Source organism: Pseudomonas sp. Soil_N_39 (assembly GCF_057655955.1).
Window position 1 is genome coordinate 1 of sequence record NZ_JBDGLI010000029.1, and the last position, 19,637, is coordinate 19,637.

General features: G+C 61.0%; 18 protein-coding genes. 12 read left to right on the top strand and 6 right to left on the bottom strand.

Features of this window, described 5'->3' with window-relative positions:
• Positions 1-411: 411 nt before the first annotated feature.
• Positions 412-795, bottom strand: a complete 384-nt coding sequence (locus tag AC3A5O_RS27640) for a DUF6124 family protein (RefSeq protein WP_305469111.1) — start codon at positions 793-795, stop codon at positions 412-414.
• A gap of 481 nt (positions 796-1,276) precedes the next feature.
• On the opposite strand from AC3A5O_RS27640, the gene oscA reads away from it, so the two are divergent.
• The 8 genes from oscA (at position 1,277) to AC3A5O_RS27680 (ending at position 9,978) form a co-directional block, all read left to right on the top strand.
• Entirely contained in the window at positions 1,277-1,459 is a 183-nt protein-coding gene (gene oscA / locus AC3A5O_RS27645) for a sulfur starvation response protein OscA (protein ID WP_003186967.1), read from the top strand.
• A gap of 138 nt (positions 1,460-1,597) precedes the next feature.
• Entirely contained in the window at positions 1,598-2,611 is a 1,014-nt protein-coding gene (locus tag AC3A5O_RS27650) for a sulfate ABC transporter substrate-binding protein (RefSeq protein ID WP_487753970.1), read from the top strand.
• 204 nt (positions 2,612-2,815) lie between these two features.
• Entirely contained in the window at positions 2,816-3,634 is an 819-nt protein-coding gene (gene cysT, locus AC3A5O_RS27655) for a sulfate ABC transporter permease subunit CysT (protein ID WP_013692011.1), read from the top strand.
• A gap of 12 nt (positions 3,635-3,646) precedes the next feature.
• Entirely contained in the window at positions 3,647-4,516 is an 870-nt protein-coding gene (cysW, locus tag AC3A5O_RS27660; RefSeq protein ID WP_487753971.1) for a sulfate ABC transporter permease subunit CysW, read from the top strand.
• 3 nt (positions 4,517-4,519) lie between these two features.
• On the top strand, positions 4,520-5,509 hold the full coding sequence (locus AC3A5O_RS27665; protein WP_092204966.1) for a sulfate/molybdate ABC transporter ATP-binding protein: 990 nt from the start codon (positions 4,520-4,522) through the stop codon (positions 5,507-5,509).
• A 421-nt stretch (positions 5,510-5,930) separates the two neighbouring features.
• Positions 5,931-7,295 (top strand): cytochrome C, encoded by a 1,365-nt coding sequence (locus tag AC3A5O_RS27670; RefSeq protein WP_122566737.1) that lies wholly within the window; start codon positions 5,931-5,933, stop codon positions 7,293-7,295.
• Positions 7,292-7,804, top strand: coding sequence for a sorbitol dehydrogenase (locus tag AC3A5O_RS27675; protein ID WP_305469117.1), 513 nt, complete (start codon positions 7,292-7,294; stop codon positions 7,802-7,804). The genes AC3A5O_RS27670 and AC3A5O_RS27675 overlap by 4 nt, the downstream gene beginning before the upstream one ends.
• Positions 7,801-9,978, top strand: coding sequence for a GMC family oxidoreductase (locus AC3A5O_RS27680; RefSeq protein WP_122566735.1), 2,178 nt, complete (start codon positions 7,801-7,803; stop codon positions 9,976-9,978). Before AC3A5O_RS27675 ends, AC3A5O_RS27680 begins: the two co-directional genes overlap by 4 nt.
• Positions 9,979-10,146: 168 nt before the next feature.
• Here the strand turns inward: AC3A5O_RS27680 and AC3A5O_RS27685 are convergent, their stop codons facing one another.
• A complete protein-coding gene (locus AC3A5O_RS27685) occupies positions 10,147-10,671 on the bottom strand; it encodes an Mpo1 family 2-hydroxy fatty acid dioxygenase (protein WP_305469119.1) in 525 nt (174 codons plus the stop codon).
• An 87-nt stretch (positions 10,672-10,758) separates the two neighbouring features.
• On the opposite strand from AC3A5O_RS27685, the gene AC3A5O_RS27690 reads away from it, so the two are divergent.
• The 3 genes from AC3A5O_RS27690 to AC3A5O_RS27700 all read left to right on the top strand — a co-directional run bounded on the left by AC3A5O_RS27690 (position 10,759) and on the right by AC3A5O_RS27700 (position 13,115).
• Positions 10,759-11,445: a Crp/Fnr family transcriptional regulator gene (locus tag AC3A5O_RS27690; RefSeq protein ID WP_305469120.1), complete on the top strand. Its 687-nt coding sequence runs from the start codon at positions 10,759-10,761 to the stop codon at positions 11,443-11,445.
• A gap of 190 nt (positions 11,446-11,635) precedes the next feature.
• Entirely contained in the window at positions 11,636-11,884 is a 249-nt protein-coding gene (locus AC3A5O_RS27695; protein ID WP_305491469.1) for a helix-turn-helix domain-containing protein, read from the top strand.
• A complete protein-coding gene (locus tag AC3A5O_RS27700) occupies positions 11,877-13,115 on the top strand; it encodes a type II toxin-antitoxin system HipA family toxin (protein ID WP_487753972.1) in 1,239 nt (412 codons plus the stop codon). Before AC3A5O_RS27695 ends, AC3A5O_RS27700 begins: the two co-directional genes overlap by 8 nt.
• A 126-nt stretch (positions 13,116-13,241) precedes the next feature.
• Here the strand turns inward: AC3A5O_RS27700 and AC3A5O_RS27705 are convergent, their stop codons facing one another.
• Positions 13,242-14,246: an AraC family transcriptional regulator gene (locus tag AC3A5O_RS27705; RefSeq protein WP_487753973.1), complete on the bottom strand. Its 1,005-nt coding sequence runs from the start codon at positions 14,244-14,246 to the stop codon at positions 13,242-13,244.
• A 100-nt stretch (positions 14,247-14,346) separates the two neighbouring features.
• On the opposite strand from AC3A5O_RS27705, the gene AC3A5O_RS27710 reads away from it, so the two are divergent.
• Entirely contained in the window at positions 14,347-15,420 is a 1,074-nt protein-coding gene (locus tag AC3A5O_RS27710) for a fatty acid desaturase (RefSeq protein WP_487753974.1), read from the top strand.
• 89 nt (positions 15,421-15,509) lie between these two features.
• Here AC3A5O_RS27710 and AC3A5O_RS27715 read toward each other — a convergent pair whose 3' ends face one another.
• The 3 genes from AC3A5O_RS27715 to AC3A5O_RS27725 all read right to left on the bottom strand — a co-directional run bounded on the left by AC3A5O_RS27715 (position 15,510) and on the right by AC3A5O_RS27725 (position 19,591).
• A complete protein-coding gene (locus tag AC3A5O_RS27715; protein WP_354337250.1) occupies positions 15,510-18,014 on the bottom strand; it encodes a TonB-dependent siderophore receptor in 2,505 nt (834 codons plus the stop codon).
• 85 nt (positions 18,015-18,099) lie between these two features.
• The gene (locus AC3A5O_RS27720; RefSeq protein WP_122566729.1) at positions 18,100-19,101 is read right to left on the bottom strand and encodes a FecR domain-containing protein; all 1,002 of its coding nucleotides are present in this window, start codon (positions 19,099-19,101) and stop codon (positions 18,100-18,102) included.
• Positions 19,091-19,591, bottom strand: a complete 501-nt coding sequence (locus AC3A5O_RS27725) for a sigma-70 family RNA polymerase sigma factor (protein ID WP_487753975.1) — start codon at positions 19,589-19,591, stop codon at positions 19,091-19,093. The genes AC3A5O_RS27720 and AC3A5O_RS27725 overlap by 11 nt, the downstream gene beginning before the upstream one ends.
• Positions 19,592-19,637: the final 46 nt, after the last annotated feature.

Below are 19,637 nucleotides of genomic sequence, written 5' to 3' on the forward strand. Positions count from 1 at the left end.
CCATGGCCCAGCGCGGCTATCCCGGCATCCATGCCGGGATGCCCACTCCACAATGCCTGCGTTCGGCCATCGTGGTTGACGGGGCGCTGAGATCAACGTCCACCCCACCACGAGGCGGCCTGAGAGCCGACCTGGTTCTTGGGGAGACCGCGTTCCCCCTGTGGGAGCGGGCTTGCTCGCGAAGGCGGCCTTACAGTCGGCCTATCTGTACCCCGATCCAACTGTGGGAGCGAGCTTGCTCGCGATGGGGCCGTATCAGCTTGCATCGATAGTGCCTGATACACCGCCATCGCGAGCAAGCTCGCTCCCACAGTTGTTTTGTGTCGACTGCTATATCCGCGACAACCCACTTCCCCTGTGGAGCGAGCTTGCTCGCGATGGCGCCGGCTCAGCCTGCATCAATGCAATGCTTTACACCTTGGTGCCAGGCGCCGCCGCCTCCTTTGTTTCCAAATGATCCAACGCCCGCTCAACCAACAACTGCACCCCATCGGCCATGCGGCTGATCGCCAGGGCGATGCAGCGGCGTGAGTCGTCCACGTCGTCAGCCAGGTCGGCGGCGATGGTGCTGATGGAGAGCAGGTCTTCGGAGGCGTTGGCGAGCAGGGTTTCGGTGTCTATGTGGGGGGACACGATGAAGAGTTGGTTTTTGTCAGGTTCGGGCGGTGAGGCGGGCTTGGGGTTGAGGTAGTAGTCGAGGGCGCGGGTGGCGGCGTCATCGAGCTTTTTTTCTTCCTGCGCTTGGACGCGGGATTTGTGGCCGCTTTGCGGCGGATTCGGTGAATGCTTGACCATATTTATGTACCAGAGTTGGAGTCGCCATCCTTTCGCTTGCATTCGAAGAGGTGGCAACTGTACGTAGGTGTGCAAGACCGGTCCGGTACCGCCGGCAGACCCGAAGGTCTCCCACGCACAATTGCCATAACGGACGCGAGCATAAAAAAATGCTCGGTCAATAGCCATAAGCAATTACGTACCAGTCCGGACTTGCACGTCCGTGTCACCGTTTTTTGCGATGACGCACAGAGGTTAGCGGCGCTCGGGAACGCTGCCTAGTTCATGAACAGCCCTGCGTCGTGAAGGAAATATCCGAGGGTTTGGCAGGGAAAAAGCCCCCCAATTACCTCTGCCGTAGGACGTCGGCTACGTTTCGTGATTTTGGTTATATAAAAATTCTTAAATAGTCTTTTTAAGAATATCTGCGCTTATCTAGTATTGCTCCCACGCCGCAAGCAGTGCCGCCCACTGCCAGGCATTCATTCAAAGGAGCAGCAGCATGAGCGCATCTCTACGTAGCGTTGACGGCCAGGACGAAGCAACCATCTTGCGCGAGATCCAGAGCGCGTTGCGCGATCTGCGCTTTGGGGCAGTGGAAATCACCGTGCACAACGCCCAGGTGGTCCAGATCGAACGCAAGGAAAAATTCCGGCTGCAACAACCCAGTCATAAGCCGTCTTGAAAAACAGAAGATCGCAGCCTTCGGCAGCTCCTACAGGGGGGACTTGATGTAGGTGCTGTCGAAGGCTGCGATCTTTTTCAACAAGCCAAACGAATTTTCAGAAGCCATAAGAAAACCAGAATTCCAGGAGCTTTCACCATGTCGTCCATTCGTCGTTATGCCCTGGCCGCGCTGGCCAGTGCTGTTTTTGCAGGTTCCGCCGTCGCCAAGGATTACGAGCTGCTCAACGTGTCCTACGACCCGACGCGCGAGCTTTACCAGGATTACAACGCCGAATTCGTCAGCTTCTGGAAGAAAGCGCACCCGGACGACAGCGTGAAGATCCAGCAGTCCCACGGTGGTTCGGGCAAGCAAGGCCGTGCGGTGATCGATGGTCTGCGGGCCGACGTGGTGACCTTGGCCCTGGCCGGCGACATCGATGAAATCGCCAAGCTGGGCAAGTCGCTGCCAGCGGACTGGCAAACACGCCTGCCGGACGCGAGCACGCCTTACACGTCCACCATCGTGTTCCTGGTGCGCAAGGGCAATCCCAAGGGCATCAAGGATTGGGGCGATCTGATCAAGAATGACGTGTCGGTCATCACCCCGAACCCGAAGACCTCCGGCGGTGCGCGCTGGAACTTCCTCGCTGCCTGGGCCTACGGCCTGAAGGCCAACGGGGGGGACGAGGCCAAGGCCAAGGAATACGTGCAGGCGTTGTTCATGCACGTGCCGATCCTCGACACCGGTGCCCGTGGCTCGACCATTACCTTCGTCAACAACGGTCAGGGCGACGTATTGCTGGCCTGGGAAAACGAAGCCTTCCTGGCGCTCAAAGAAGACGGTGGCGCCGATAAGTTCGACATCGTCGTGCCGTCGCTGTCGATCCTCGCCGAGCCGCCGGTGGCGGTGGTGGACAAGAACGCCGAGAAAAAGGGTAATGCCGAGATCGCCGAGGCATACCTCAAGCACCTGTACAGTCCGGCCGGCCAGGAAATCGCCGCGAAAAACTACTATCGCCCGCGTGACAAGGACGTGGCCGCCAAGTACGCCCGGCAATTTCCGAAGGTGGAACTGGTGACCATTGACAAGGACTTCGGTGGCTGGAAAAACGCGCAGCCGAAGTTCTTTAATGATGGCGGCGTGTTCGACCAGATCTATCAGGCGCAGTAAGCTGAAACACGCCTGAATAAGCTGATTACAGTTGCAAAGCTAAAGCCGGACACCGAATTTGTGGTGAGGGGATTTTGTGGGAGCAAGGCTTGCCCGCGATGGATGCGATGCGGTCGTTCAGCAACCGAGTCGCCTCTATCGCGGGCAAGCCTTGCTCCCACACAGTCTTGCTTCCATGTTTAGTGTTTTTAACCAAGGACCTTTATGTCGCGTCGCATATCCCCCGTCATACCCGGCTTCGGGCTGACGCTGGGCTACACCCTGGTGTACCTCAGTCTGATTGTGCTCATACCCCTGGCGGCGATGTTCGTGCATGCCGCCCAACTCACCTGGGAGCAGTTCTGGGCGATCATCTCGGCGCCGCGGGTGCTGGCGGCCTTGAAGCTCAGCTTCGGCACCGCGCTGTACGCCGCGATCATCAACGGCGTGATCGGTACGCTGCTGGCCTGGGTGCTGGTGCGCTACACCTTCCCCGGCCGCAAGATCATCGACGCGATGATCGACCTGCCGTTCGCCCTGCCCACCGCCGTGGCCGGTATTGCCCTGACGGCGTTGTACGCGCCGACCGGTCTGGTTGGTCAGTTCGCCACCGACCTGGGCTTCAAGATCGCCTACACGCCGCTGGGCATCACCCTGGCGCTGACCTTCGTGACGCTGCCGTTCGTGGTGCGCACGGTGCAGCCGGTGCTGGCCGATATTCCCCGTGAAGTCGAAGAGGCGGCCGCCTGCCTCGGTGCCAAGCCGTGGCAGGTGTTCCGCCACATCCTCGTGCCGGCGTTGTTGCCGGCCTGGTTGACCGGCTTCGCCCTGGCCTTTGCCCGTGGCGTGGGCGAGTACGGCTCGGTGATTTTCATCGCCGGCAACATGCCGATGAAAACCGAGATCCTGCCGCTGCTGATCATGGTCAAGCTAGACCAATACGACTACACCGGCGCCACCTCCATCGGCGTGCTGATGCTGGTGGTTTCCTTCGTCCTGTTGCTGCTGATCAACCTGCTGCAGCGGCGCATCGAAACCCCATAAGGAGGCGCGAACATGTCCCAATCGTCTATTTCCGCAGCCTCCACCAACGCCGCCCGTCGCGGCAGTGCAACGTCGCGGCGCGTGTTGATCGGTCTTGGCTGGCTGATTTTTGCGCTGTTTTTGCTGTTTCCGCTGTTCATCGTGGTGTCCCAGGGCCTGAAGCTCGGGCTGGGGGCGTTCTTCACCGCGATCTTCGAACCCGACGCGTTGTCAGCACTGAAGCTCACGGTGATCGCCGTGCTGATCTCGGTGCCGCTGAACCTGGTGTTCGGTGTCAGCGCCGCATGGTGCGTGAGCAAGTATTCATTCCGTGGCAAGAGCATGCTGGTGACGCTGATCGACCTGCCGTTCTCGGTGTCGCCGGTGATCGCGGGCCTGGTCTATGTGCTGATGTTCGGCGCCCAAGGCCTGTTCGGGCCGTGGCTGTCGGATCACGACATCCAGATCGTGTTCGCGCTGCCGGGTATCGTCCTGGCGACGATCTTCGTCACCGTGCCGTTCGTGGCCCGTGAGCTGATCCCGCTGATGCAGGAACAAGGCACCCAGGAAGAAGAGGCCGCGCGCCTGCTGGGCGCCAATGGCTGGCAGATGTTCTGGCATGTCACCGTGCCGAACATCAAGTGGGGCCTGATCTATGGCGTGGTGCTGTGTACCGCCCGGGCCATGGGCGAGTTTGGCGCGGTGTCGGTGGTGTCCGGGCACATTCGCGGGGTGACCAACACCCTGCCGCTGCACGTCGAGATCCTCTACAACGAATACAACCACGTGGCCGCGTTCGCTGTGGCGAGCCTGTTGCTGATCCTGGCGCTCTTGATCCTGCTGCTCAAGCAGTGGAGCGAAAACCGAATCAACCGCCTGCGCGCCAGCGCCGCGGAGGAATAAGTCATGTCGATCGAAGTTCGTAACGTCAGCAAGAATTTCAACGCCTTCAGGGCCCTGGACGAGATCAGCCTGGACATCCAGAGCGGCGAGCTGGTGGCGCTGCTCGGCCCGTCGGGTTGTGGCAAGACCACCTTGCTGCGGATCATCGCCGGCCTCGAAACCCCGGACCAGGGCAGCATCGTGTTCCACGGCGAGGATGTGTCCGGCCACGACGTGCGGGATCGCAACGTCGGTTTCGTGTTCCAGCACTACGCCTTGTTCCGCCACATGACGGTGTTCGACAACGTCGCCTTTGGCTTGCGCATGAAGCCGAAGAATCAGCGCCCGAACGAAAGCCAGATCGCGACCAAGGTCCACGAACTGCTGAACATGGTGCAACTGGATTGGCTCGCCGACCGCTACCCGGAGCAGTTGTCCGGCGGCCAGCGCCAGCGTATCGCCCTGGCCCGCGCCTTGGCGGTGGAGCCCAAGGTGTTGCTGCTGGACGAACCCTTCGGCGCCCTCGACGCCAAGGTTCGCAAGGAATTGCGCCGTTGGCTGGCGCGGCTGCACGAGGACATCAACCTGACCTCGGTGTTCGTGACCCACGACCAGGAGGAGGCCATGGAAGTCGCCGACCGGATCGTGGTGATGAACAAGGGCGTGATCGAGCAGATCGGCTCGCCGGGCGATGTCTACGAAAACCCGGCCAGCGATTTTGTGTACCACTTCCTCGGCGACTCGAACCGCCTGCACTTGGGAGAGGACCGGCATGTGCTGTTCCGCCCTCACGAAGTGTCGCTGTCGCGCTCGGAGCTGGAAGACCACCACGCTGCCGAAGTACGCGACATTCGCCCGCTCGGCGCCACCACTCGGGTGACCCTGAAGGTGGAAGGCCAGAGCGAGCTGATCGAGGCGGAAGTGGTGAAGGACCATGACAGCCTGGTGGGCCTGGCGAAGGGCGAGACGCTGTTCTTCAAGCCGAAGGTCTGGCAGAAAGTCTCAAACCTTTAAGATCAAAAGCATCGCGAGCAAGCTCGCTCCCACAGGGGAAATGGGTTGATCACAAGTCTGTCGGCAACCCCCAAAACTGTGGGAGCGGGCTTGCTCGCGAAGGCGTAGATACGTTCACCATCGATGCAATCTGGTCCACTGCTTTCGCGAGCAAGCCCGCTCCCACAAGTGGATCTGTGTCTGCCACAACCTCTGCGGTTCAACCCCAATCCACTGTGGGAGCGAGCTTGCTCGCGATGGCGCCCTCATTGACACCCCGACCCGAATCCGAATAACACCGCCCGACCTTGCTTCGATTGGTTCTACTCCAACACCTTTTCCCATCTCAAACCCTACCTAGACTCTGACTTGCCAGGAGGCAGTAAGAGTCCAATGACGGACCGGTGTTATCTCCTGGCGCCCTGATGCCAAGGAGATGAGTATGAGAATGGAAGTCAGTCGGCACGGCCCGTTTGGCTGTGCCTTGATAAGCGTTTTATTGAGCCCATCCGTCAGCGCCACCCCCTCGTTGTCGCCACAGATACCTTTCGATGTCACGGTTACCGGCGAACATCCCACTCTGGTCAGCCTTCAGCGCGATTTCGATGAACTGTCATGGCAGACGTTCATTGCCCTGAGCTGGCCGGCGCTGGATAACGGTGATCCAAATACCGGCACCCCCATCGGTAAGCAGGACGGCGCCACCGTGTGGGAAAGCTGGAAAGAGAGCTACCAGATTTTCCGGGCCAAGGGCCAGACGCCGTTGCCCTGGAACGCACCGGCGACTCTTCCTGAAGCGTGCAAGTCGCTCAAGCCCGGTCGCCTCTTGCAGCAAATGGGCAAGGTGCCCGATGTGCTGGATGAGTTTATCCAACCCTTCGAGAGCGGCCCGCTGGTGGACCAGAACGGTATCTACACGCGCAATGAAATCGTGGTCAACCAATCGATGTTCAACGGGATCGTCGACAACGGCCTGTACAGCATCGAAGGCCAGCAGAAATTCTTCGCCGCCAATCCGAACAACACCGTGGCGTTCAGTTGTGGTTCCACCAAGACCCAACAGGTCGGCGCGGTGATGGTGAAGGCGTCGTGGAAAGTCCTGGGCCCCAACGACAACCGCCAGGATTTCCATACTGTCGATGCGCTGGTCTACACCCCGGGCAACAACGACCCGAGCCATGGACCAATCGTTGCGGAGTCATGCGTGTCCGAGCCGGTCGGGTTGGTGGGCTTGCACATGGTCCATAAGACCGCCAGCGCAGCGCAATGGGTCTGGTCAACCTTCGAGCATGTGAAAAACGTGCCGGAAAAAACCACGCCTGTGGCCCAGCGCACGGGGCCTTATCTGTTCTACAACGCGGCCAGCAAAAGCGACATCAACCAGCCGCCGCCACGGCCATGGAACCCGGCAGTCAAGGCGACACCTTCACAGATCGTGCGGGAAGTGCCGCTGACCGACGCCACCAAAAACCTCAATACCACCTATCAAGCGCTGTTGCGTACGGTGAACCCGAAGAGTGTCTGGGCGAACTATCAACTGATCAGTACCCAGTGGCCGTCAGATCCGCCCAAGAACTGTCAGGTATCGGCCGCTAACCCGTTGGGCAGTCCCGCCCCCTCGTTCCTCGCCAACGCCACGCTGGAAACCTACATCCAGGGCACCGTGCCCCAGGCGTCCTCCAGTTGCATGGCGTGTCACGGCAATGCGGCGACCCATGTCACCGAATCACCGCGCACCAGCTTCGCGGATTTCACCTATTTGCTCGAACGCGCACAGTCCACCAGTGGACAAGGAGCCAAGCAATGAGCAGCAATCTGGATAATTTCGTGGGCCTGTCGTCGGCCCTGATTGGTATTTCGGCGGATCGTTTGGCACCGCAGATCGACCCGGTCGGTTTGCCGCCGATTTTTCTCGATTACATCACTGCGCGAATCCCTTCCACGGTGCTCAACACGCTGTTGACTCAATACGCCACGCTGGTGGCTGACCAGGTACCGCCCGACCAGATCGCCCAGCAGATACTGAAGTTCAACATGCAACCGACGATTCCGGACACCGTGCTGGCTGCGCGCTCGATCATGAAACTGTGGTTGCTGGGTGTCTGGTATCAACCGTTGGATATGGCGCCTTTCAAGAAGGGCGATTCGGCGGTGGTCTCCGATCAGGCCTACATCTACAGCTGGGCCTGGAAGATCGCCCAGGCCCACCCGATGGGCTACAGCGAATCGTTTTTTGGTTATTGGAACAGCACGCCTCCCAGTCTTGAAGATTTGACCGGCGTATCCGCCAACGGACAGCAAGGAGCGTTGTCATGAGTACCGAACAAGCCGAAGTGGTGATCGTTGGCGCGGGTTTGGCCGGTAGCATCATTGCCTATCAGTTGGGCATGGCCGGGATCGATGTGCTGGTACTCGAATCGGGGCCGGAGATACCGGTCAATCGTGCCCAGTACCTGGAGCGTTTCTATACCGCGACGCTGAAAACCCCTGAGTCCCCTTATCCCCCAAGCACGACGCTAGACCCGCATCTCAAGGGGCCGGCAGAACTGAACGCTCCGCGCGCGACCATCGCCGATCTGCTCAATGGCAACTGGAACAACCCGGCGGTCAGCTACTTGGTCCAAAAAGGCCCGCTGCCCTTTACGAGCACTTACGAACGGGTGGGTGGCGGCACGACATGGCATTGGGTCGGAACCTGCCTGCGCATGGTCCCGAACGATTTTCGCCTGAGGTCCAAGTATGGCGTCGGGGTTGACTGGCCAATTGATTATGACGATCTGCAAAGCGCCTACTGCCGGGCGGAAGCGGAAATCGGCGTGTCGGCCAACGTCGCCGACCAGGCCTATCTGGGCATGACCTTTCCCGAGGGGTATGCGTTCCCGATGCGCAGCATTCCCTTGTCGCTGGTCGATGGCAGCTTTGTCACGGCTGTCACGGGGCAGACGTTCGATAGCTTGCCGCTGGTGGTCAGCCCGACGCCGGCCGGGCGTAACTCCCAACCTTATGCCGGTCGCCGGGTATGCGCCGGAAATACCAACTGCACGCCGATCTGCCCGATCCAGGCCAAGTACGACGCCACCGTGACCATGAACAAAGCGTTGGGCACTGGCAAGGTCCGAGTGCTTTATCGAACCGTGGCCAGCAAAGTAACCGTTGGCACTGACAGCAACATCAATGGCATCGAGTTCAAGCAATATCAATTGGAAGACGGGCCTGTCACTGGAACCGGTGTGGCAATAGGGCAACGTTATGTGATCGCGGCCCATGCCATCGAAACACCGAAACTGCTGCTGCACTCCGGCGTCGCCAACAGCAGCGGGCAAGTGGGGCGTAGCCTGGCTGACCATCCCATTTACCTGGCCTGGGGGTTAATGCCCGAGGGCAAGGCGATTTTTCCCTACCGGGGACCACTGTCGACGGCCGGCATCGAAAGTCTGCGCGATGGCGCCTTTCGCAGCGATCGTGCGGCGTGGCGTATCGAGATTGGCAACGAAGGTTGGAACTGGCCGGCCGGTGACCCCTACACCACGGTGGCCGACTTCATCGACGGTAAGAACATTGGCGGCGCCAACCCGAGCAATAAATTGCTATCCGGAACGGCGTTGGTGCAAAAGCTCAACGACGTCTTCACCCGCCAGTTCCGGATCGGTTTCCTGGTTGAGCAGGTCGAGGACGATCCCGACCACGCGGATTGCTACATCGTGCCCTCGCGCGAATACACGGACCGGCTCGGCATCCCCCGGCCAGAAATCCACTACAACCTGTCCGAGTACACCAAGAAGGGTTTCCAGCAGGCGAAAATATTGGCCACGCACATCATCAAGGACCTGCTCGGCGCCCAGGAGTTGACGGACATCATCGGACCTGGATGTTTTACGTACGACAAGGTGCCCTACAGCTTCCAAGGAGCTGGCCACCTGATGGGGACTTATCGCATGGGCGATGACCCCACCAAGTCTGTGGTGGACAAGTACCAGCGCAGCTGGGACCACAAGAATCTGTTCCTGGTGGGTGACGGCGTGTTCCCCAGCACCGGCACCTCGAACCCGAGCCTGACAATCGCCGCGTTGTCATTCCAGGCCGGGGATACACTGGCCAATGACCTTCGGGCCGTGACGATGCAGGTCCAATCCACCATCGCCTGGCAGGGCACTGGCGTGCAGGTCAACGGGTTGGTACCACGCCTGGTTCGCTACGTCAGTGGGCGATGGTGTGCCAGTCCGCAGGGCGGCAATGTCGATGGAAAGGGTGGTTCGCGGCACATCGACTACAGCAGCTATGCCTTGCCCGGTGCTGCCGAAGGCGCCTTGATCGGTCGCGTGGGCAATGGTGGCAAGCCGTTCCTGGTGGGTGATCTGGCGCAGGTTCCGGGCGACCAGCAAGGGGAGCTGCAACTGTGCATCAACGATGACCTGACCGGGCAATACGGGTCTGGCTTGAAAGATAACACCGGCGCGTTGACCATCCGGGTCGAGTTCGGTGCGCTGTAACTTGAGCGGCAAGGCCTAACTCTTGTGGGGGCGAGCTTGTGGGAGCAAGGCTTGCCCGCGATGCAAACACCTCGGTGTAGCGGATCGACCGAGGCGATGCCATCGCGGGCAAGCCTTGCTCCCACAGGTTCGCTCCTATAAGGGGGCAGGCGGGGGCATTGCGTTGTTTCAGGCCGCCGAACGCTGGTTGCGCAACGCCACCGGCCCGGCGCGCTCTTCGATGGCCCGCTTCAATTCGCCGCGAAGCCCCAGCAGGAAGCCCGCTTCCACCACCACAAACAACGGCCCGACAATCAGCCCGGTGAGGTCGTCGACGAACGCCGGCTTGCGGCCTTCGTAATAGTGGCCGACGAACTGAATCACCCAGCCCACCACGAACATCCCCAGACCACTGCCCAGCCACACCCAGGTGCTTTGTGCGGCGAGCACCTGGCCCAGCCATACCGCCAGGCCCAGCAGCACCGTCATCAGCACGCCCAGGCGCAACTCCAGGCGCAGGTAGAACCAGGCACTGGCCACCGCCACCAGCAGCGCCGGCGACACCAGCACCGCGCCCGCGGGCCAGCCGGGCCGTGACAGCAGCACGGCGACGGCAACGAAGATCAGCGGAATCCCGATGAAATGACTGGCGATGTTGCGCGGATCGCGGTGATAGGCAGCGTATTGACTGAGGTGATCGACGAGGTTTTTCATTGTTGTTCCTCCTGAGGTGATGCCTGCATGATGCCCGGGTACCCCACGGCGTTCTGTCAGTTAGCCGACACTTGTCCCGGAGTTTCCATGAATTCGCATCCCTGGCACTCACATCTGATGGCCGGCCACTGGTACAGCCATCTGCCTGATGAGTTACAGAATAGTCTGCTGGACATGTCACGGGTGCGCCGTCTGCCGCCGGGCCATCGGCTGTTCCAGCGCGGCGATCCACCCTGCGGGTTGTATGCCGTACTGGAAGGCGCGGTGCGCGTCGGTGCGGTGAACGAACAGGGCAAGGAGGCGTTGCTGAGCGTGGTGGAAGCGCCCCACTGGTTCGGTGAAATCTGCCTGTTCGATGGCCAGCCGCGGACCCATGATGCGGTCGTGGTGGGTCAATGTGCGCTGCTACACGTGCCCCAGGCGCCGTTGCTGGCCTTCCTGCAAGCGCAACCGATCTACTGGCGGCATCTTGCCTTGTTGATGAGCCACAAGCTGCGCCTGACGTTCATTAACCTCGAACACCTGAGCCTGATGCCCGCCCCGGCCCGCCTGGCCCACCGCCTGCTGATGATCGCCGAAGGCTACGGCGAAATCGAACCGGCCCGACGGGTCTTGCAACTGCCCCAGGAACAACTGGCGCTGATGCTCTCGCTGTCACGCCAGACCACCAACCAGATCCTCAAGGACCTGCAGGCCCAGGGCATCCTTCATCTCAGTTATGGCGAGATCGAAATCCTCGACATCGAGCGGTTGCGGGCCCTGACCACGACCTGAAATCTGTGGGAGCGAGCTTGCTCGCGATGACGGCAGTACAGCCAACATCGCTGGTGCTGATCCACCGCTATCGCGAGCAAGCTCCCACAGGAATGGGTGCATGCGCTACACTTCGATTAAGTTTGAATCAAATACAGTGCATATTCTGGCTGTTTAATAATTTGCACTGTATACGATGCGGAATATAAGCATGAAAACCCTCGGCGAAGTAATTAGGCGACTGCGTAAAGAACACAACCTCTCTCAGGAGGCCTTGGCTGCGCAATACGGTATGAGCCGTGCCACGATTTCGGGCATCGAGAACAACACCATTCCTGAGGTCGGGATCCGTAAGGTAGAAGCAATCCTCAATGGGTTTGGCTACGAGTTGACGGCTGTTGCCCGACCAACGAAACGCCCTACGCTCGATTCGCTGAAAAAGGATTCTTTCCATGGCTGACGAGCAAGGTCTGGACAGGCTACAGGTCTCGGTTAGCGAAGCGGACGTGGGTGTTCTGGGGCGAGGGCAGCAGCGCAGTGACTCCGTGTTCACCTACGCCGCAAGCGCGTGCGAAGAGCAGTCTGTTTCGCTGACCATGCCGATGCGCCTTGAAAGCTACACCTGGGAATCAGGCGTGCCGCCGATCTTTGAAATGAACCTGCCGGAGGGGGCCTTGCGTGATGAGCTGGTTCGTCGTTTCAGCAAAGCAGTTCGAGGCTTTGATGACTTCGCCATGCTTGCCATCGTAGGGCCTCATCAGCTGGGTCGGGTAGGCATCGGTCACTTGCGGACGGAGGCTGGGCCGCCCGAAACCAGTCTGGCGGATGTGTTGGTGCACGACGGAGCCGAAGGTTTATTCGACGATTTGTTGCACACCTACGGGCAGTATTCGGGCGTTTCCGGCGTACAGCCCAAGGTGCTGGTTCGCGACAGCGCATCGACAATCGATCGCCTGACCCATCGAGGTGCCACCCATCTGATCAAAGCGTTTCGCTCCGACGAGTTTCCTGAATTGGCCGCCAATGAGTTCTTTTGCATGCGAGCCGCACTGCACGCGGGGCTCGAGGTGCCGGAGTTCGAGCTGAGCGAGCGCGGCAAATTTTTGATCGTTAAACGCTTTGATTTGCCAGGCACTGGCAAGTATCTGGGCTTTGAGGATTTCTGTGTGCTCAACGGCTCTCCATCGAGGGCTAAATACGATGGCTCATATGAAGGAGCGGCCCGACAGATCAAGGCATTCGTTTCTCCTCATTTACTCAATCATGCGCTGGAGTCCCTGTTCAAGATTGTTGCGCTCTCGGCCGGCCTGAAAAATGGCGATGCGCACCTGAAAAATTTCGGTGTGCTGTATGAGCATTGCGGTGCCGATGCGTCGATCAGGCTTGCGCCAGCCTATGACATCGTCAGCACGGCGGTGTATATCCGCAATGACAACATGGCGTTGTTGCTGGGCGGTTCCAAAGCCTGGCCCAAATATAAAATGCTGGTGAGGTTCGGCCGTTCAGCCTGCAACCTGACCGAAAAGCGTTGTAAGGAACTGATGGAGCAGGTCATTCAGGGGATGGACCTTGCTGTGGCTGAAATGCGCCATTACATGGCAGCTAATCAACGGTTCAGGGCGACTGGAGAGGCCATGATCGAGGCTTGGACGGCTGGGCTTGCACGCAGCCTTAAACCGAGTGCCGACTGACCCACCGCTATCGCGAGCAAGCTCGCTCCCACAGGGGTTGGTGCTGTTGCAAATGTCGCAATGACACCGTCCCCAATGTGGGAGCGAGCTTGCTCGCGATAGGGCCAGCCCAGGCACCGCAAATCCCTAGCGCAACCCATCCCGAAACTGCCCCGGTGTCATCCCGGTCCAGCGCTTGAAGGCGCGGCTGAAGCTGCTGGTGTCGGCAAATCCCAACAGATAACTGACTTCGCTCAGCGAACATTGCGGATCGCGCAGGTGCAGCAGCGCGAGGTTTTCCCGGCATTCGTTGAGCAGTGCGTCGAAGCGGCAGCCTTCGTCGGCCAGGTGCCGTTGCAGGCTGCGCAGGCTCAGGTGCATGGCCTGGGCGATGCGTTCGGCGCTGGGCTCGCCTTCGGGCAGTTGGGCCTCGATGGCGGCGCGGACCTTGCGCTCCCAGGTCAGCGGCTTGAGCTGGGCGAGGGTGCGTTCGAGCACGGTTTCGTTGTGTTCGGCCAGTTCCGGGTTGGCGTCGTCCAGGTGGCTGTCGAAATCGGCGAGATTGAACTCCAGGCAATCCTGGGCGGCGCCGAAATGCATCGGCGAGCGGAACACCTTGTGCCAGGGGCTGGGGTCCGCCGGCTCCGGGCGGCGTAGGTACACCGCCAGGGGGGCGTAATCACGGCCAAGGCGGTTGCGGCAGGTGCGCACGTAAATCGCCGCGAAGGCATCAATCGCTTCGAAGGCCGGGGCTGGGCGTCCTGCCGGTACATCGAGGCTGAAGCGGTAGCGGTCTTCGCCACGGCTCAATTGCAGGGTCAGTGCATCGCTGACCACCGGGTGATAACGCACGATCCGCTCGAACACTTCCCGCAGGCTGCCGCTGGCCACCAGCGCATAACCCAGTGCGTGAAACGTGGTGGGGCTGACAAAGCGCGACACCCGCAGGCCGATGGCCGGGTCGCCGCTGGCCTGCACGGCCAATGCCCACAGGCGCGTGGTGGCCGAGAGCGGGTAGCGGGCGTTCGGGTCGTCCATCCATTGCGGGTCGAGGCCGGCCTCGACGCACAGGGCATGGCTGTCCAGGCCCAGCGCATCGAGCTGCTTGCGCAGGGCGCGGGTCCAGCTGGCGAGGGAAGTCGGTTCCGTCATGACGATTGGCGCTTGTGGTCAACAGGTTGGCGTATACGGCTACCACCCTATGGGGCAACGCCCGGCAGGATGAGCACATCTCTAACAGAGGATGTAAGCCATGCACGGCACTTGCGCAAGCCCCGAGCGATTGAATGCACAGCAACGAGCGGCCCATATTCGCCAGGTGGTCTTGGCCCGGGGCGAGGAGTTGCGCCAGCGTTATCCAATCCTGCGCCACCAGGATGCGTTGGGCGCGGGCATCCTGGCGTTTGCCCTGGCCGGGATGATCGGTTCGGCGCTGCTCTACATCAACGGTGACCTGGCCGGGTGGGCGTGCCTGTTGCTCAACGCGTTTTTCGCGTCGCTGACCCATGAGCTGGAACACGACCTGATCCACAGCATGTACTTCCGTAAGCAACGCCTGCCCCACAACCTGATGATGGGTTTGGTCTGGCTGGCGCGGCCGAGCACGATCAACCCGTGGATCCGCCGTCACCTGCACCTCAACCATCACAAGGTGTCTGGCAGCGAGGCCGACATGGAGGAGCGGGCCATCACCAACGGCGAACCCTGGGGGCTGGCGCGCTTGCTGATGGTCGGTGATAACGTGATGTCGGCCTTCATCCGCCTGCTACGGGCCAAGACCTGGGCGCACAAGCGCAGCATTCTCAAGCGTACGCTGAAGGTTTATTTCCCCCTGGCGTTGCTGCACTGGGGCGCCTGGTATGTGTTCCTAGGTTTCCACGGGGCCAATGGTGTTGCCAGTCTGCTGGGGACTTCAATTGACTGGTCGGCCACCACGCTGGCGACGATGCAGGTGATCGACATCGCGGCGGTGGTGATCATCGGGCCGAACGTGTTGCGCACCTTTTGCCTGCATTTCGTCAGCTCGAACATGCATTACTACGGCGACATCGAGCCGGGCAACGTCATCCAGCAAACCCAGGTGCTCAACCCGTGGTGGTTGTGGCCGTTGCAGGCGTTCTGCTTCAACTTCGGCAGCAGCCACGGCCTTCATCATTTCGTGGTGAAGGAGCCGTTCTACATTCGCCAACTGACGGTGCCGGTGGCCCATGAGGTGATGCGGGAAATGGGCGTGAGATTCAATGATTTTGGCACGTTCAGGCGGGCGAATCGGTTTGTGCGGGAAGAGAGTGTGGTGCGGGAGGAAGGGGATGCACTGCGGGTTTGATCGATACAGGTTCTAGCAGTGAAACGCGAAACTTGTGGCGAGGGAGCAAGCTCCCTCGCCACAGAGAATGAGTCGATGACAGGGCCAGGTCAGAACTGGTAACTCACCGTCGCCGCCACATTGCGCTCTTCACCCATGTAGCAATAGCTCAGGCTGGCGCACGAGGCGACGTAGGTTTCGTTCGTCAGGTTGTTCGCGTTCAGGCGCACGTCCACGCCCTTCAAGCCGACCTTGCCCAGGTCATACCCCACCGAAGCATCGAACAACGTGTAGGAGGGCACTTTCATGGAGTTCTCCGCATCGGCCCAACTGTAGCCGACATAACGCACGCCGCCGCCCAGGCGCAGGCCGTCGAGGGCGCCGCTGTCGAACTTGTAGTCAGCCCAGACCGAGGCCATGTGGCGTGGGGCCTGGGTCGGTGAGTTGCCCTTGTTTTCGATGATGTCGGTGGGCGTGCTGAGAGTGCTGACCATCGATTTCGAATATTCGATGTCGGTGAAGGTGTAGCTGCCCAGCACTTTGAATTGTTCGGTCAACTGCAGGTGGGCTTCCAGTTCCAAGCCTTGGGAGCGCACGGCACCGACGGCGCGGTAGAAGTTTTCCTGGGGCAGCTTGGTCGCCAGGTTTTCCTGGTCGATGCGGAACAGCGAGGCGGTGTACAAATCATCCGTGCCCGGTGGCTGGTACTTCAGGCCCAGCTCCCATTGCTTGCCATCGGTAGGCGGCAGCGGGTTGCCGGCGCTGTCGGCATAGGAGTTCGGGTTGAACGACTCGGAGTAGCTGATGTACGGCGCCAGCCCGTTATCGAACAGGTACAGCGCGCCGGCACGGCCGGTGAGCTTGGTGCGTTTGTCGTTGATCTCGGTGCCTTGCGGGCGACCGAATTCGGCGATGCGGTTTTCATCCGAGGTTTGCACCCAGTCCTGGCGCAGGCCGAGGGAGAAACGCCACTTGTCCATTTCGATCAGGTCTTGCAGGTAGACGCCGGTCTGCTCCAGGCGTCGCAGGTAGCTTGTGTCATAGCGACCAGTGATAGCCGAGTTGCCATAGACCGGGTCGAAGGCGTTGATCGGCGCCAGGCTGCCGCTGGTCCAGTCGACCACGGTTTTGCGCCGCTGGTAGTCGGCGCCCATCAGGACGGTGTGCTTGGTCGCGCCGGTGAAGAATTCGGCTTGCAGCATGTTGTCGACGATGAAGGAATGGAGCTTTTCCTCGGCGCCGGTGTAGTAGCGGTTCAGCTCGTTGCTGGTGGGTGTGGTCCAGTCATAGGCATAGACCTGATCGTTGCTGACCTTGGAGTCCAGGTAACGGAAGTTCTGCCGGGCGGTGAAGACGTCGTTGAAACGGTGTTCGAACTGGTAGCCGAACGACTGCTGGTCGCGTTCATAACCGTCGACGCCAGGCTCGCCTTCGAAAAAGTGCTCGGAAATTCGTCGGCCGTTGCGCTGGTGCAAGGTGCCGGCGGCCGGCATGCCGCCGTGGTAGCCGCCGTCGGGGTCATGCTGCAGGTAGGCCTGGAGCGTCAGCGAGGTGTCTTCGCTGAAGTCGATGTTCACCGTGGGCGCGAGGGCGAAGCGCTTTTCCTTGTTGTGGTCGAACTGGGTGTCGGAGCTGTCCGCCAGGCCGATCAGGCGATAGGTGATGCGTTTGTCGTCATCCACCGGGCCGCTGAAGTCGAAGCCCATGCCGCGTTGGCCTTGGGTACCGACCGTGGCCTGGATCTGATGATAGGCCTCGTACAGCGGCTTCTTGCTGGTCAGCGCCACCAGGCCGCCGGGCGAGCTGCGACCGTAGAGCACCGAGGACGGGCCCTTGAGGATATCGACCCGCTCGAGGAAATACGGATCGACCTGCATGGAGCTGTACGTGCCGCTGTCGCCCATGGACTTGAGGCCGTCGAGGTAGATGTTATCCACCGAGCCGTCGTTGAAACCGCGCATCGCCACGTAGTCGTAGCGGTGGGTGGCGCCGTAGGGGTTGGTCAGCACGCCGGGGGTGTAGCGCATGGCCTGGGACACGGTCTGCGCGCCCTGGTCGTCCATTTGTTCGCGGGTCACCACCGACACGCTCTGGGAGGTTTCGCGCAGGGCGGTACTGGTCTTGGTGGCGACCTGGCTGTGGGTGGCGTTGTAGCCTTCCATGCTGCCCAAGGCGTTACCCAGGGCGAAGCCCTTGATGTCGGTGGTCGGTAATTCCAGCGTGCTGCCAGCGGTCTCGGTGTGCAGCACGTAGCTGCTGCCATCCTGGCTGACGGCGACCATTCCCGACCCGCTGAGCAACTGGTTCAGGGCCTGGTCGGGCGAATACTCACCCTTGAGCCCCGGGGACTGGACGCCGCCGGTTTGCGCCGGCGTGCTGGCCAGGGTGATCCCGGCCTGGCGGGCGAACTGGTTCAGCACATCGCTCAATGGACCGGGGGGGATGTTGTAGCTCTGCCGGCTGGCGGTCACGACGTTTTGCGCGGCCACCGCGAGCATCGGCGCGACGCTGACCCCCAGCGCCGTGGAGAACAGCGCGGCATGAATCGCCTGGCGTAACAGGCCTGGTTGCGAAGAGAAGCCGAAGGGGTTCTTGAGAAGTACGCGCTCAGTCATTGTAGGTTCCGTTGGAGTCGCTGAAGGCAGATAAGGGTTGCTTACTGTCCTAGCCGGACGCCGGCCTGAAACCCGCCAAAAAAAATCAAGCCAGGCGTTCCACCGTGATCCACCAACGGGTTCGATAGCGCAGCTGGACCGGGAGCGTGCGGGGCAGGACGGCGAGCAATTTGTCGGTGTCCTCCAAGCGGAACACCCCCGACAAGCGCAGGTCGGCAATCGACGCCGCGCAGTGCAGATAGCCCGGGCGGTAGCGGCCTACTTCATTGAGGAAATCTTCCAGGCGCATGTTGCGGGTGACGATCAAGCCGTCGGCCCAGGCGCCTGCGTCCATGTCCAGGGGCGGCGCCAGGGTCGCTGTCGATGAGCTGACCAGGTAGCTTTGCCCGGCCTCGACCTGGATGGGCGAGCCATCGCTGTTGGGGTGCGAACGGATGACGACTCGGCCGCTGGTGACGCTCAAGCGCGTGCAGTCGCTGTGCTGGCGCACGACGAAGCGCCCCTCCAGCCCCTCGAACAGACCATGCCTGCTTTTCACCAGCAGCGGCCGCCCCGGGTCGCGGCCACAGGTGACCATGATTTCGCCGCGGGCCAGGGTAATCAGGCGCTGCCGGGGACTGAAGTCCAAGTCGGCCGCGCTGTGGGTATTGAGCTCGAGCCGCGTGCCGTCCGGCAACTGGAACCCCCGACGTTCACCGGTGGCGGTGGCGAAATCGGCATTCCACGCCTGCCAGCCCAGGTCCTTGCCCAGCCATGCCGCGCCGCCCACCACGGCAACGCCCGAGAGCAACTTCAGGGCCTGGCGACGACTGAGGCGCTGGGCACTGTTTTCCAGGGTGTCCAGGGCGATGTGGGCACCGGGCACGGCCCGCAGGTTCGAGGTCAATTCGCTGTGCAGCGATTGCACCCGTTGCCAGGCCAGTTCGTGTTCAGGGTGGGCGGCGCGCCAGGTGTCGCACTGTTGGCGCAGTGTGGGGTGGGTGGTGTGGTTGCGCAGGCGCAGCAGCCAGTTGATCGCCTGCCTGACCACCTGTTGCGACGGGCCGTTGCGGCGGCTCTGCAAGTGTTCCACCGACTCAACTTTCATAGCGCAATACATAGCAGTGATACAACGCATCGGCGACGTAGCGCTCCACCGAGCGCAACGAGATGCCCATCTGCTCGGCAATCTGCTTGTACGTCAGGCCTTCGCACTGGGCTAACAGAAAGGCCCGGCGCACTTTCGGCTTGAGGCCTTCGAGCATTCTGGCAATGGCTTCGAGCAGTTCGAGGATCAACGCCTGGGCTTCGGCCCCCGGGGTTTCGGCTTCTGGCAGGTGAGCTATGGTTTGGAGGTAGGCGTGTTCGATTTCCGCTCGCCGCCAATGGTCGATCACCAGGCCTTGGGCAATGGTGCGCAAAAAGGCGCGTGGGGCCCGAAGCTCCAGGCGTTCGCTACGCTGCAACAGGCGCATGAAGGTGTCCTGGGCCAGGTCCGCCGCATCAGCGGCATTGCCCAGCCGGGTGCGCAGCCACGTATTGAGCCAGCCGTGATGCTGGCTGTAGAGCGCCTTTACTGCAAACTCGGGAGATGACATGGACGCGACGGCCTGGATGTTACAAATGATAATAGGTCGCATTGTC

Coding starts and splice junctions, on each gene's coding strand:
- AC3A5O_RS27640 (WP_305469111.1), bottom strand. CDS start 795: ATGGTCAAGCATTCACCGAATCCGCCGCAAAGCGGCCACAAATCCCGC.
- oscA (WP_003186967.1), top strand. CDS start 1,277: ATGAGCGCATCTCTACGTAGCGTTGACGGCCAGGACGAAGCAACCATC.
- AC3A5O_RS27650 (WP_487753970.1), top strand. CDS start 1,598: ATGTCGTCCATTCGTCGTTATGCCCTGGCCGCGCTGGCCAGTGCTGTT.
- cysT (WP_013692011.1), top strand. CDS start 2,816: ATGTCGCGTCGCATATCCCCCGTCATACCCGGCTTCGGGCTGACGCTG.
- cysW (WP_487753971.1), top strand. CDS start 3,647: ATGTCCCAATCGTCTATTTCCGCAGCCTCCACCAACGCCGCCCGTCGC.
- AC3A5O_RS27665 (WP_092204966.1), top strand. CDS start 4,520: ATGTCGATCGAAGTTCGTAACGTCAGCAAGAATTTCAACGCCTTCAGG.
- AC3A5O_RS27670 (WP_122566737.1), top strand. CDS start 5,931: ATGAGAATGGAAGTCAGTCGGCACGGCCCGTTTGGCTGTGCCTTGATA.
- AC3A5O_RS27675 (WP_305469117.1), top strand. CDS start 7,292: ATGAGCAGCAATCTGGATAATTTCGTGGGCCTGTCGTCGGCCCTGATT.
- AC3A5O_RS27680 (WP_122566735.1), top strand. CDS start 7,801: ATGAGTACCGAACAAGCCGAAGTGGTGATCGTTGGCGCGGGTTTGGCC.
- AC3A5O_RS27685 (WP_305469119.1), bottom strand. CDS start 10,671: ATGAAAAACCTCGTCGATCACCTCAGTCAATACGCTGCCTATCACCGC.
- AC3A5O_RS27690 (WP_305469120.1), top strand. CDS start 10,759: ATGAATTCGCATCCCTGGCACTCACATCTGATGGCCGGCCACTGGTAC.
- AC3A5O_RS27695 (WP_305491469.1), top strand. CDS start 11,636: ATGAAAACCCTCGGCGAAGTAATTAGGCGACTGCGTAAAGAACACAAC.
- AC3A5O_RS27700 (WP_487753972.1), top strand. CDS start 11,877: ATGGCTGACGAGCAAGGTCTGGACAGGCTACAGGTCTCGGTTAGCGAA.
- AC3A5O_RS27705 (WP_487753973.1), bottom strand. CDS start 14,246: ATGACGGAACCGACTTCCCTCGCCAGCTGGACCCGCGCCCTGCGCAAG.
- AC3A5O_RS27710 (WP_487753974.1), top strand. CDS start 14,347: ATGCACGGCACTTGCGCAAGCCCCGAGCGATTGAATGCACAGCAACGA.
- AC3A5O_RS27715 (WP_354337250.1), bottom strand. CDS start 18,014: ATGACTGAGCGCGTACTTCTCAAGAACCCCTTCGGCTTCTCTTCGCAA.
- AC3A5O_RS27720 (WP_122566729.1), bottom strand. CDS start 19,101: ATGAAAGTTGAGTCGGTGGAACACTTGCAGAGCCGCCGCAACGGCCCG.
- AC3A5O_RS27725 (WP_487753975.1), bottom strand. CDS start 19,591: ATGTCATCTCCCGAGTTTGCAGTAAAGGCGCTCTACAGCCAGCATCAC.